The organism is Bradyrhizobium sp. WYCCWR15520 (genome assembly GCF_056174665.1).
Window position 1 is genome coordinate 58357 of record NZ_JBWBWM010000023.1, and the last position, 12310, is coordinate 70666.

Sequence of the window (12310 nt, forward strand, 5' to 3'; positions counted from 1 at the left end):
GGAATCAGGCTTGGGGTAATCCGCAGCGAGGCTAGCGCCGCTCCGGCCAGTTAGCGAACGGTAAACGAAAGAGGTGCCATATAATGCGTTGAATCCCCGTCTCCAAGGCAGAGATGATGGCAAGCGAAGTTCCGGCACTGCAAGCGGTCGAGCTCGATTGCGCCGACGAAGCGTTCGCGCGGGAGGTCGGGCGCTGGCTGACGCATCTGCGCGCGGAACGGCGGCTGTCGCCGAAGACGCTCGAAGCCTACGCCCGCGACCTCCGCCAATGCCTTGCGTTCCTCGCCGAACATTGGGGAAGCCAGGTCACGCTGAAACGGTATGCCGCGCTGGAGGCCACCGACGTCAGGGCCTTTATGGCGATGCGCCGCGCCGACGACATTGCCGGGCGCTCGCTGATGCGAGCGCTGGCGGGCTTGCGCTCGTTCGGGCGCTTTCTGGAACGGGAAGGCAAAGGCAGGGTCGGCGCCCTATCGGCGATTCGGGCGCCGAAAATTGCGAAGAGCCTGCCGAAGCCGATCCAGATGGACGCTGCCAAACGCTTTGCCGATGCCGACGAGCGTGCCGGCGAGGAACGCGAGCCATGGATCCTGGCGCGCGACGCCGCTGTCATGGCGCTGCTCTACGGTTCGGGGCTGCGCATCTCCGAGGCGCTGGGACTGAAGCGGCGCGATGTGCCCAAGCCGGGCGAAGGCGACGTCATCGTCGTCACCGGCAAGGGCAACAAGACTCGGATGGTGCCGGTGCTGCAGAACGTGCTGGCGCTGATCGCCGACTATGTTGCGATGTGCCCGCATTCATTGCCGCCGGCCGGGCCAATCTTCGTCGGCGCGCGCGGCGGGCCGCTTTCCCCGCGAATCATCCAGCTCACCATGGAGCGGCTGCGCGGCGCGCTCGGACTGCCGGACAGCGCCACGCCCCACGCGCTGCGGCATTCCTTCGCAACCCATCTGCTCAGCCGCGGCGGCGATTTGCGCGCGATTCAGGAACTGCTCGGCCACGCCTCGCTTTCGACCACCCAGATCTATACCGGCATCGACAGCGAGCGGCTGCTGGAAGTCTATCGCAGCGCGCATCCGCGCGGCTGATCGTCGGCGCCCCCGCCGACACACTCCCGTCACATCGATGGCCTCTTAAGCTTGCCTCTTGCGCTCGTATTGCGGTTCGGCAATCGTGCGCGCGTCAACCGCCAGGAGGGGAATTATGGGCGCACATGAAAGCATGGAGCATGCGGAGCATGCCGAGCACGCGTCGGGCTCGAACAAGAAGATCGCGTTGCTGATCGCGGTGATCGCCCTGTTTCTGGCGCTGTCGGAAACGCTGGGCAAGGGCGCGCAGACCGAGGCCATCAGCAAGAACGTGGAGGCTTCGAACCTCTGGGCGTTCTTCCAGGCCAAGAGCATCCGCCGCACCACGGTTCAGGCCACCGCTGAGCACGCCAAGCTCAGCCTGGGGACCATCGGCGACGATGCTGCGAAAGCGGCCTTGCAAAAGCAGATCGATGACTGGAACAAGACCGCGGCGCGTTACCGTTCGGAGCCCGAAACCGGGGAGGGTTCAGAAGAACTCGCCAAGCGCGCCAAGCACGCCGAAAAACAGCGCGACGACGCCACCGCAAAATACCATCACTACGAAATCGCCTCGGCCGCCTTCCAGATCGGCATCGTGCTGGCCTCGGCCACCATCATCACCGGCATGATCGCTCTGGCCTGGGTGTCAGGCGTGTTGGCGATCGCGGGCATCGGCATTACCGCGCTGGGTCTCTACGCGCCGCATCTGCTGCATTTGCATTGAACGGATAAACTCCCTCTCCCGCTTGCGGGGGAGGGTCGGGGTGGGGGTGCCGCCGCGAGTCATACTGTTCGTGTGGAGAGAGTTTCCCCCACCCGTATCGCATCTTTCGATGCGATACGACCTCCCCCGCAAGCGGGAGAGGTAAAAGCATCAGCGGAAGTCGGCGCCTCTACCGCGCCTGGTGCACGCTCTTGCGAAAGCGTGCGATGGTCCGCAGCATGCGCGATGACCAGCCGTCGCCGTCGCCACGCAGGACGTCCCGGATGCGCTGCTTGATCGGCTGGACCAGGGCCGCTGCCTTGGCGCGCATCGCCATGATGAATTCATAGACCGTCTTGAACCACGCCATCTGCAGCAGCTTCTCCCGCGTCACATCGAAGATGAATGCGGTGACGCCGACGCCGACGAGTTTCCCGAACACGATGACAACGGCGGCGCTCAGCCAATACTCATTCGCCAGCAGCCAGAGCCCGACCAGTTTCAGCGGAAACAGCGGGATGACCGGCACGGCGAAGACGATCAGCGTCATCGCAGGCGACAAGGTATCGACGCGATCGGAGAGCCATTGCTTGAAGGCGCGCAGCGGGATCAGCGCAACGATACGCTCGACGATCGGCTCGAGATGATCCCACAGCCAGGCTTCGATCAGGAAGATGACCGCGAGCAGGACCCAGAAAGGCTTTAACAGGCGGCGCATCATCGAGCGTGGTCTCTAGAGCGGAATGACGTTCATTGATTGGTCGCTCCGCTCAATCTCTTCGTTCAAAGCGTGGCCTTTTCTAGAACCGGATACCCGGGTCCCCATCACATATGGATGGCGCGTTTTCCGACCGCAAGCGCGGCTTCCTTGATGGCTTCCGAACGGGTCGGGTGAGCATGGCATGTGCGCGCCAAATCTTCGGCGGAGCCGCCAAATTCCATCAGAACGCAGGCCTCGTGGATCATTTCGCCGGCCTCGCGGCCGACGATATGCACGCCGAGCACGCGGTCGGTCTTCGCATCCGCGAGAATCTTCACGAAACCGTCGGTGGTCTGGTTGACCTTGGAACGGCCGTTGGCGGTGAACGGAAACTTGCCTGAAGTGTAAGCGACGCCCGCCTGCTTCAGCTCTTCCTCGGTCTTGCCGACCGACGACACTTCCGGCGTGGTATACACGACGCCCGGGATAACATCGTAGTTCACGTGACCAGCCTTCCCTGCGATAATCTCGGCGCAGGCGACGCCTTCGTCCTCCGCCTTGTGCGCGAGCATCGGCCCCGCCACCACGTCGCCGATCGCATAGACGCCCTTCACGCTGGTCGAGAAATGCGAATCGATCTGCACGCGGCCGCGATTGTCCAGCGCGACGCCGGCTTCTTTGAGGCCCAGCCCTTCGGTGTAGGGCACGCGGCCGATGCAGACCAGCACCACATCGGTTTCGAGCGTCGCTGCCGGTCCGCCGGCTGCCGGTTCGACACTGACCTTCAACATCTTGCCCGACGTATCGACGCCGGTGACCTTGGAGCCGAGCTTGAAAGCAAAGCCCTGCTTTTCGAGCATCCGCTGAAATTGTTTCGCCACTTCGCCATCCATGCCGGGCAGGATGCGGTCGAGGAATTCGACGACCATGATCTCCGCCCCCAGCCGGCGCCACACCGAGCCGAGTTCGAGTCCGATCACGCCGGCGCCGATGATCAGCATTTTTTCCGGCACTTTTTCCAACGAAAGCGCGCCGGTCGATGACACCACGCGCTTCTCGTCGATCTCGATGCCCTTCAGCCGCGCGATATCGGAGCCGGTGGCAATGACGATGTTTTTCGTCTCAACCGTCTCGGTCTTGCCGTTGCCACTGACTTCAACCTTGCCGGCACCGAGAATCTTGCCGGCGCCCTTCAGCACGTCGATCTTGTTCTTCTTCATCAGGAACTCGACGCCCTTGACGTTGCCGTCGATGCCCTGCTGCTTGAAGTTCATCATCGCCGGCAAGTCGAGCTTTGGCGCGGAAACGCTGACGCCCATTTTCGCAAAGGAATGGGCGGCTTCCTCGAACATTTCGGACGCATGCAACAACGCCTTCGACGGCATGCAGCCGACATTGAGGCAGGTGCCGCCCAGCGTCGCGTTCTTCTCGACCACGGCGACCTTCATGCCGAGTTGCGCCGCGCGCACCGCGCAGACATATCCGCCCGGACCGGTGCCGATGACGACGAGATCGTAGGTAGCCATGATGAAGTCCTGTAGCTGAGAAAGATGTCAGGTATTACCGCCCACCCGAGACATCGAGGATGGCGCTGGTGACGTAGGATGCCTCGTCCGAAATCAGCCAGACGATGGCGTTGGCGATTTCTTCCGCGCTGCCGACGCGCTTCATTGGAACCAGATGCGCGAGCCGATGCGCGCGATCGGGTTCGCCGCCCGCAGCGTGGATTTCTGTGTCGATCAGGCCGGGACGGATGCCCGCGACACGGATGCCTTCACCCGCGACTTCATAGCCAAGTCCGACCGTGAAGGAATCGATCGCGCCCTTGGAGGCGGCATAGTCGACGTAAGTGTTGGCTGCGCCGAGCCTGGCAGCAACCGACGACAGGTTGACAATGACGCCACCCTTGCCGCCATGCTTGGTCGACATCCGCTTCACCGCTTCGCGTGCGCAGAGGATGGAGCCTGTGACGTTGACCGCCATGACACGCTCGATGCGCTCAGCCGACATCTCGTCGACGCGCACGCCGCTCTTGCCTACAATACCGCCATTGTTGACGAGCGCTCCTAACGTTCCGAATTCATCGGCCGCCTTGAACAGCGCGAGGATGTCGTCCTCGCTGCCGACATCGCATTTCACCGCAATCGCCTTGCCGTTCTTGCCCTCGATCAGCGAGACGACCTCGTCCGCCGCTGCCTTGTTGCTGGCGTAGCCGACAACGATGCGATAGCCGCGCGCGGCAGCCGCCAGCGCGGTAGCGCGGCCGATACCGCGGCTACCGCCAGTGATCACAACGACTTTATCCATCTGCACCCCACCTACCAACGCATCGATCTGAGTAATGTCTCCTGGCGCTCGCAGGCTATGCGAACACCATCCGCAGGAAGCTCCGTCGCGCCATCACCCTTGGGCCAGGACACGTGACCACCGTTCGGGGACAATTCGATCTCGAAGAAATCTTCCCTCGTACGAATATTCTCCCAGATCCCCTTACCCATGACACAATACGCAGAACGCCAAACATAACCGGCTCAACAGTGGCGATAAGGGGGAATGCCGCTTTGCCTCTGTTGGCTCGGTGCACTTCCATAGGCGTTACAGATCCAGCACCAGGCGCGCCGGATCCTCCAGGCTTTCCTTGACGCGGACCAGGAATGTCACCGCTTCCTTGCCGTCGATCACGCGGTGATCGTAGGACAGCGCCAGATACATCATCGGGCGGACCTCGATCTTGCCGCCGACCACCATCGGCCGCTCCTGGATCTTGTGCATGCCGAGGATGCCGGACTGCGGCGCATTGAGGATCGGCGTTGACATCAGCGAGCCGTAGATGCCGCCATTGGTGATGGTGAAGGTGCCACCCTGCATCTCGTCGATCTTGAGCTGGCCATCGCGGGCGCGGCGGCCGAAATCGGCGATCGACTTTTCGATGTCGGAGATCGACTTGTGGTCGCAGTCGCGCACGACGGGCACGACCAGGCCCTTGTCGGTGCCGACGGCGACGCCGATGTGGTAGTAGTTCTTGTAGATCAGGTCAGAGCCGTCGATCTCGGCGTTGACGGCCGGGATATCCTTCAGCGCCTGCACCACCGCCTTGGTGAAGAAGCCCATGAAGCCGAGCTTGGAGCCGTGCTTCTTCTCGAATACGTCCTTGTACTGCGTGCGCATCGCCATGATGTGGCTCATGTCGACCTCGTTGAAGGTCGTCAGCATCGCAGCCGTGTTCTGCACGTCCTTCAGCCGCCGCGCGATGGTCTGGCGCAGCCGCGTCATCTTCACGCGCTCTTCGCGCGCGGCGTCATCGGCCGGCGACGGCGCGCGCACCTGCACGGAAGCAGCCGGCTGATTCACCGGCGTCGGCGCAGAAGCCGCCTTCTCGATCGCGGCCAGCATGTCGCCCTTGGTCACGCGGCCATCCTTGCCGGAGCCAGGCACGGTCGCGGCATCGATGCCGCTCTCGGCGGAGAGCTTGCGAACCGATGGCGCCAGCGGCGCATCCGCTGCGACCGCCTTCGGAGCCGCTGCAGGCGCGGCGGCGGGCGCTGCCGCCGGAGCAGCGGCCTTGGCGGGCGCTGCCGCGGCCGGCTTGGCGGCGCCGCCTTCATTGATCTGCCCGAGCAGCGCGCCGACGGCGACGGTCTCGCCGTCCTTGGCCGCGATCTCGCCGAGCACGCCGGCGGACGGCGCCGGCACTTCGATGGTGACCTTGTCGGTCTCGAGCTCGACCAACGGCTCATCCACCGCCACTGCGTCGCCCGCCTTCTTGAACCAGCGGCCGATGGTGGCTTCCGTCACGGATTCACCCAGCGTCGGAACACGAATTTCAGTCATGATATGGTTTCCTTGGTATCCTTAAGAGATCTCAAATTCCAAAGCTGTCGTCGCCCGCTCTGTGCGCGATTGCGCATTTGAGCGGGCGATTCAGTACGCCGGGATGGTCATGATTGAATTCCAGCGGCGCGGCGTACTGGATGCCCCGCTCCAGTGCGCAACTGCGCACAAGGCGGGGCATGACGGGTTCTTAATTCAGCGCCTCGTCCAGCATCGCCTTGAGCTGTGCCAGGTGCTTAGACATCAGACCGGTGGCGGTTGCCGCCGACGCCGCACGGCCGGCGTAACGCGGACGCCGGTTCGGCGCATGGATCTGGTTCAGCACCCATTCGAGATAGGGCTCGATGAAGTGCCACGAGCCCATGTTGCGCGGCTCTTCCTGGCACCACACGACTTCAGCGTTCTTGAAGCGAATGAGTTCCTGCACCAGCGCCTTCAGCGGTACCGGATAGAGCTGCTCGACGCGCAGGATGTAGATGTCGTCGATGCCGCGCTTCTCGCGCTCCTCGTAGAGATCGTAATAGACCTTGCCCGAGCACAGCACGACGCGGCGGATCTTGTCGTCCGGCGCCAGCTTGATCTTCTCGTCGGGCAGCATCTGCGCGTCATCGTACAGGATGCGGTGGAACGTCGTGTCCTTGCCGAGCTCGTCGAGCCGCGAAACCGCGCGCTTGTGGCGCAACAGCGACTTCGGCGTCATCATGATCAACGGCTTGCGGATCTCGCGATGCAACTGGCGCCGCAGCACGTGGAAGTAATTCGCCGGCGTGGTCGGATACACCACCTGCATGTTGTCTTCCGCGCACATCTGCAAAAAGCGCTCGAGCCGCGCCGAGGAATGCTCCGGCCCCTGCCCTTCATAGCCATGCGGCAGCAGACAGACGAGACCGGACATGCGCAGCCATTTGCGTTCGCCCGACGAGATGAACTGGTCGAACACCACTTGGGCGCCGTTGGCGAAATCGCCGAACTGCGCTTCCCACATCGCCAGCGCGTTCGGCTCGGCCAGCGAATAGCCGTACTCGAAGCCGAGCACCGCCTCTTCGGACAATAGCGAGTTGATGACCTCGTAATGGCCCTGGTCGTGGCCGAGATGGTTGAACGGCGTGTAGCGGCTCTCGTCTTCCTGGTCGATCAAGACCGAATGGCGCTGCGAGAAGGTGCCGCGCTCACTGTCTTGTCCCGACAGGCGAACGTGATGGCCTTCCTGCATCAGCGTGCAGAACGCCAGCGCCTCGCCGGTCGCCCAGTCGATGCCGACGCCGTTGTCGATCGCCTTGGCGCGGTTGTCGAGGAAGCGCTGGATGGTGCGGTGGACGCGGAACCCGTCCGGCACCTTGGTGATCTTGCGGCCGATGTCCTTGAGGACACTGATATCGACGCCGGTGACGCCGCGGCGGGCATCTTCTTCCTGATCGGCGGACTTGAAGCCGGCCCATTTGCCGTCGAGCCAATCGGCTTTGTTGGGCTTGTAGCCGGAGCCCGCCTCGAGCTCGGCGTCGAGCCGCGCGCGCCAGTCGGCCTTGGCCTTCTCGACCTCGCCTTCGGTCAACACGCCCTCGGCGACCAGGCGCTTGGCGTAGAGTTCGAGCGTCGAGGGATGCGAGGCGATGTGCTTGTACATCACCGGCTGGGTGAACGCTGGCTCGTCGCCCTCGTTATGGCCGTGACGGCGATAGCAGAACATGTCGATCACGACCGGCTTGTGGAATTTCTGCCGGAACTCGATCGCGACCTTGGCGGCGAACACCACGGCTTCCGGATCGTCGCCGTTCACGTGGAAGATCGGCGCATCGATCATCTTCGCCACATCGGACGGATACGGCGAGGAACGCGAATAGCGCGGATACGTGGTGAAGCCGATCTGGTTGTTGACGATGAAATGCAGCGAACCGCCCGTGCGGTAGCCCTTCAGGTCGGAGAGGCTGAAGCATTCCGCCACCACGCCCTGGCCAGCGAACGCCGCGTCGCCATGCAGCAGCAGCGGCAGCACGGAAATACGCATATCGGGCGGATCGCCATGCTGGTCCTGCTTGGCGCGCACCTTGCCGAGCACGACAGGATCGACGATTTCCAGATGCGACGGATTGGCGGTCAGCGACAGATGGATCTTGTTGCCATCGAACTCGCGGTCGCTTGACGCGCCGAGGTGATACTTCACGTCGCCGGAGCCTTCGACGTCCTCGGGATTGGCAGAGCCTCCCTTGAATTCGTGAAACAGCGCACGGTGCGACTTGCCCATCACCTGGGTCAGCACGTTGAGGCGGCCGCGATGCGGCATGCCGAGCACGATTTCCTTCACGCCGAGATTGCCGCCGCGCTTGATGATCTGCTCCAGCGCGGGAATCAGCGACTCGGCGCCGTCAAGGCCGAAGCGCTTGGTGCCGGTGAACTTGAGATCGGCGAACTTCTCGAAGCCTTCGGCCTCGACCAGCTTGTTGAGAATGGCGCGCCGCCCTTCCGGCGTAAAACTGATTTCCTTGTCGGGACCTTCGATGCGCTCCTGAATCCAGGCCTTCTGCGCCGCGTTGGAGATGTGCATGAACTCAACGCCGAGCGTCTGGCAATAGGTACGCTCGCAGATCGCGACGATCTCGCGCAGCGTGCCGTATTCGAGACCGAGCACATGGTCGAGGAAGATCTTGCGGTCGAAATCGGCCTCGGTGAAGCCGTAGGTGCGCGGGTCGAGCTCTTCGCGATCGCGCGGCGCCTCGATGCCGAGCGGATCGAGCTTGGCGTGGAAATGACCGCGCATGCGGTAGGCGCGGATCAGCATCAGGGCACGGACGGAATCGCGCGTCGCCTGATTGACGTCGGCCGGGGACAGCTCGGCGCCGGGGGCCTTTGCCTTGGCGGCCAGCTTGGCGCCGACGGCCTTTTCGACGGTGATCCAGTTACCGTCCAGCGCCGAGGTCAGTTCGTCCTGCGGCGTCAGCGGCCAGTTGTTGCGGCCCCAGGATGGGCCCTCGGCGTTCTTCTGGACGTCGGCCGGGGTATCTTTCAGGCTCTTGAAGAATTCCTGCCACTCGCCGTCGACCGAGGCGGGGTCCTGCTCGTAGCGGGCATAGAGCTCGTCGATGTAGGTGGCGTTGGTGCCCTGCAAGAATGAGGAAAGGGCAAATGCTGCGTTCGCGTCCTGGCGAGACATGATGGCGTCCTGGTAATTTTCGGTTTGCGCGTGGTAGACGGCGCATCGACCGATCCGGGAACCGGATCAGCGGGATAAAGTACCCTTTACCCCATCTAATCCGAAACTTCGCCCCGAAAAGAACCAAGAACTGAACTAAGATTTCAACTTTTCGGCAAGGGTATGTCCGAGCCGTGCCGGCGACGGGGATACCGTAATTCCGGCGGCTTCCATGGCCGCCGTCTTAGATCCGGCGTCGCCCTTGCCGCCGGAGATGATGGCGCCGGCATGGCCCATGCGGCGGCCGGGAGGAGCGGTGACGCCGGCAATGAAGCCGACCACCGGCTTTTTTCGGCCGCGCTTGGCCTCGTCCTTGATGAACTGGGCGGCGTCTTCCTCGGCGGAGCCGCCGATTTCACCAATCATGATGATCGAGGTGGTTTTCTCGTCCTTGAGGAACATCTCCAGCACGTCGATGAATTCGGTGCCCTTCACCGGGTCGCCGCCGATGCCGACCGCGGTGGTCTGGCCGAGGCCCTCCTGGGTGGTCTGGAACACGGCTTCATAGGTCAACGTGCCCGAGCGCGAAACGATCCCGACGCTGCCCGGCTTGAAGATGTTGGCCGGCATGATGCCGATCTTGCACTCGCCCGCGGTCATCACGCCCGGGCAGTTCGGCCCGATCAGTCGCGATTTCGATCCGCTCAACGATCTTTTGACGCGCACCATGTCGAGCACCGGGATGCCTTCGGTGATGCAGACGATCAGCGGAATTTCCGCATCGATCGCTTCGCAGATCGCATCCGCAGCACCCGGCGGCGGCACGTAGATCACGGACGCATCCGCGCCGGTCTTTTCGCGCGCCTCGGCAACGGTGTCGAAGACAGGCAGATTGAGATGCTTGGAGCCGCCTTTGCCTGGCGAGGTGCCGCCGACCATCTTGGTGCCGTACGCGATCGCGGCCTCCGAATGGAACGTGCCGTTCTTGCCCGTAAAACCCTGGCAGATGACTTTGGTATTCTTGTCGATCAGAACGGACATGGTTGCGAACGCTTTCTTCGGTGACCGTGAACGAGGGGGTTAATGGATGCGCCTATACGTGCCGGTGAGCACGTCGGCCCAGCCTTCGGCATCGGGCGAGAACTGGATCTTCATGGTGTAGCTGTCGGCGTCGACGACTTCATAGACATGCCGCGCGTTGCCGCGCAGCGAGCCGCGCACCAGGGTCAGCTTGTTGCCGACCCAGGCGCCGGAGGCCGGCGCCGGCGAATAGTAGCCAAGCGAATCGTGCCAGAACAATTTGTAGGTCCGGTCGTCGCGGTCGTAGGTGAACACGCCGTGGGTGGCGAAGCTCTCCTTGCCGTCGCGTATCTGGCGGGTATCCTGGATCAGATAGAAGCCGTTGAGATCCACGCGCGCCACCACGTGAGAGGTTGCAGGACCGCCCGCGGTCCAGCGCGACGGATAGACCATTTCCTCGCCGGCCCATTCGCCCGCGAATGCCGCGAGTTTCTGATGCTCCGGAAGCGGTGTCGGTGCGGCGAGATGGTCAGCCATCGCTAGCCTCCCTTGACGGCTTTCACGATCTTCTGTGCGGCATCGTCGAGATTGTCGGCCGACACCACGTTGAGGCCGGACTGGCTGATGATCTTCTTGCCGGCGTCGACATTGGTGCCTTCGAGCCGGACCACCAGCGGCACTTTCAGGCCGACTTCCTTGACGGCGGCGACCACGCCTTCGGCGATGATATCGCACTTCATGATGCCGCCGAAGATGTTGACCAGGATGCCCTTCACGTTCGGATCGGCAGTGATGATCTTGAAGGCCGCCGCGACCTTTTCCTTGCTGGCGCCGCCGCCGACGTCGAGGAAGTTGGCGGGCTCCATGCCATAGAGCTTGATGATGTCCATCGTCGCCATGGCAAGGCCGGCGCCGTTCACCATGCAGCCGATGGTGCCGTCGAGGGCGACATAGTTGAGATCGTATTTCGACGCCTCGATTTCCTTGGCGTCCTCTTCGGTCTCGTCGCGCAGCGCGGCCACTTCCGGATGACGGAACATCGCGTTGTCGTCGAACGACACCTTGGCGTCGAGCACGCGGAGCTGGCCCTGCTTGGTGACGACGAGCGGATTGATTTCCAGCATCGCCATGTCCTTGGCGGTGAAGGCATTGTAGAGCTGCACCACCAGCTTCTCGGCCTGCTTGGCGAGCTCGCCGGAGAGGTTGAGCGCCTTTGCGACCGTGCGGCCGTGATGGCCCATGATGCCGGTGGCCGGATCGACCGAGAAGGTCACGATCTTCTCGGGGTTGTTGTGCGCGACTTCCTCGATGTTGACGCCGCCTTCGGTCGAAACCACGAACGACACTTTGGAAGATTCGCGGTCGACCAGGATCGAGAGATAGAACTCCTTGTCGATGTCGGAGCCTTCCTCGATGTAGAGGCGGTTGACCTGCTTGCCGTGCGCGCCGGTCTGGATCGTGACGAGCGTCGCGCCCAGCATCTGCTTGGCGAATTCGTTGACCTCGGCGACGGACTTGGCGATGCGGACGCCGCCCTTGTCACCGGCGGAAGCTTCCTTGAACTTGCCCTTGCCGCGGCCGCCGGCATGGATCTGGCTCTTCACCACCCAGATCGGGCCGGGGAGCTGCTTGGCGGCGGCTTCAGAATCCGAGGCCTTCAACACAGCCACGCCGCGCGAAATCGGCACGCCGAATTCATGCAGCAGAGCCTTGGCCTGGTATTCGTGGATATTCATCTTGGACGCTCCCCAAAACCCTTAAGCGGCGAGTTCTACAGTTCACCGGCATTGGTAGTTGGCATACCATATACCAATAGAACTGCAACCCTGAAAAAGGCTTTCGCCCCGTCTAGGGGCGAA

The 12310-nt window shown here is 62.9% G+C and carries 10 protein-coding genes; 2 read left to right on the forward strand and 8 right to left on the reverse strand.

Annotation, left to right across the window (positions count from 1 at the left end; genetic code table 11):
• The first annotated feature begins 113 nt into the window (after positions 1-113).
• Together AC0QUY_RS25480 and AC0QUY_RS25485 are read left to right on the forward strand one after the other, a co-directional pair.
• On the forward strand, positions 114-1088 hold the full coding sequence (locus tag AC0QUY_RS25480) for a tyrosine recombinase XerC (protein WP_475388954.1): 975 nt from the start codon (positions 114-116) through the stop codon (positions 1086-1088).
• A gap of 115 nt (positions 1089-1203) precedes the next feature.
• Positions 1204-1794: a DUF4337 domain-containing protein gene (locus AC0QUY_RS25485; protein ID WP_161850810.1), complete on the forward strand. Its 591-nt coding sequence runs from the start codon at positions 1204-1206 to the stop codon at positions 1792-1794.
• 169 nt (positions 1795-1963) lie between these two features.
• Here AC0QUY_RS25485 and AC0QUY_RS25490 read toward each other — a convergent pair whose 3' ends face one another.
• From AC0QUY_RS25490 to sucC, 8 genes are all read right to left on the reverse strand, one after another.
• Complete coding sequence (locus AC0QUY_RS25490; protein WP_475388955.1) at positions 1964-2494, reverse strand: hypothetical protein; 531 nt, start codon at positions 2492-2494, stop codon at positions 1964-1966.
• 104 nt (positions 2495-2598) lie between these two features.
• The gene (lpdA, locus tag AC0QUY_RS25495) at positions 2599-3999 is read right to left on the reverse strand and encodes a dihydrolipoyl dehydrogenase (RefSeq protein WP_475388956.1); all 1401 of its coding nucleotides are present in this window, start codon (positions 3997-3999) and stop codon (positions 2599-2601) included.
• A gap of 34 nt (positions 4000-4033) precedes the next feature.
• Complete coding sequence (locus AC0QUY_RS25500; protein ID WP_475388957.1) at positions 4034-4780, reverse strand: SDR family oxidoreductase; 747 nt, start codon at positions 4778-4780, stop codon at positions 4034-4036.
• Positions 4781-5068: 288 nt separating this feature from the next.
• Positions 5069-6304, reverse strand: a complete 1236-nt coding sequence (gene odhB / locus AC0QUY_RS25505) for a 2-oxoglutarate dehydrogenase complex dihydrolipoyllysine-residue succinyltransferase (RefSeq protein ID WP_161850815.1) — start codon at positions 6302-6304, stop codon at positions 5069-5071.
• Positions 6305-6494: 190 nt separating this feature from the next.
• Entirely contained in the window at positions 6495-9452 is a 2958-nt protein-coding gene (locus AC0QUY_RS25510; protein WP_475388959.1) for a 2-oxoglutarate dehydrogenase E1 component, read from the reverse strand.
• 135 nt (positions 9453-9587) lie between these two features.
• The gene (gene sucD / locus AC0QUY_RS25515) at positions 9588-10472 is read right to left on the reverse strand and encodes a succinate--CoA ligase subunit alpha (RefSeq protein ID WP_475388961.1); all 885 of its coding nucleotides are present in this window, start codon (positions 10470-10472) and stop codon (positions 9588-9590) included.
• A gap of 39 nt (positions 10473-10511) precedes the next feature.
• Positions 10512-10988, reverse strand: a complete 477-nt coding sequence (locus AC0QUY_RS25520; protein WP_161850818.1) for a DUF1579 family protein — start codon at positions 10986-10988, stop codon at positions 10512-10514.
• 2 nt (positions 10989-10990) lie between these two features.
• Entirely contained in the window at positions 10991-12187 is a 1197-nt protein-coding gene (sucC, locus tag AC0QUY_RS25525; protein ID WP_161850819.1) for an ADP-forming succinate--CoA ligase subunit beta, read from the reverse strand.
• Positions 12188-12310 lie beyond the last annotated feature (123 nt).

Coding starts and splice junctions, on each gene's coding strand:
- sucC (WP_161850819.1), bottom strand. CDS start 12,187: ATGAATATCCACGAATACCAGGCCAAGGCTCTGCTGCATGAATTCGGC.
- AC0QUY_RS25485 (WP_161850810.1), top strand. CDS start 1,204: ATGGGCGCACATGAAAGCATGGAGCATGCGGAGCATGCCGAGCACGCG.
- AC0QUY_RS25480 (WP_475388954.1), top strand. CDS start 114: ATGATGGCAAGCGAAGTTCCGGCACTGCAAGCGGTCGAGCTCGATTGC.
- AC0QUY_RS25490 (WP_475388955.1), bottom strand. CDS start 2,494: ATGATGCGCCGCCTGTTAAAGCCTTTCTGGGTCCTGCTCGCGGTCATC.
- lpdA (WP_475388956.1), bottom strand. CDS start 3,999: ATGGCTACCTACGATCTCGTCGTCATCGGCACCGGTCCGGGCGGATAT.
- AC0QUY_RS25520 (WP_161850818.1), bottom strand. CDS start 10,988: ATGGCTGACCATCTCGCCGCACCGACACCGCTTCCGGAGCATCAGAAA.
- sucD (WP_475388961.1), bottom strand. CDS start 10,472: ATGTCCGTTCTGATCGACAAGAATACCAAAGTCATCTGCCAGGGTTTT.
- AC0QUY_RS25500 (WP_475388957.1), bottom strand. CDS start 4,780: ATGGATAAAGTCGTTGTGATCACTGGCGGTAGCCGCGGTATCGGCCGC.
- odhB (WP_161850815.1), bottom strand. CDS start 6,304: ATGACTGAAATTCGTGTTCCGACGCTGGGTGAATCCGTGACGGAAGCC.
- AC0QUY_RS25510 (WP_475388959.1), bottom strand. CDS start 9,452: ATGTCTCGCCAGGACGCGAACGCAGCATTTGCCCTTTCCTCATTCTTG.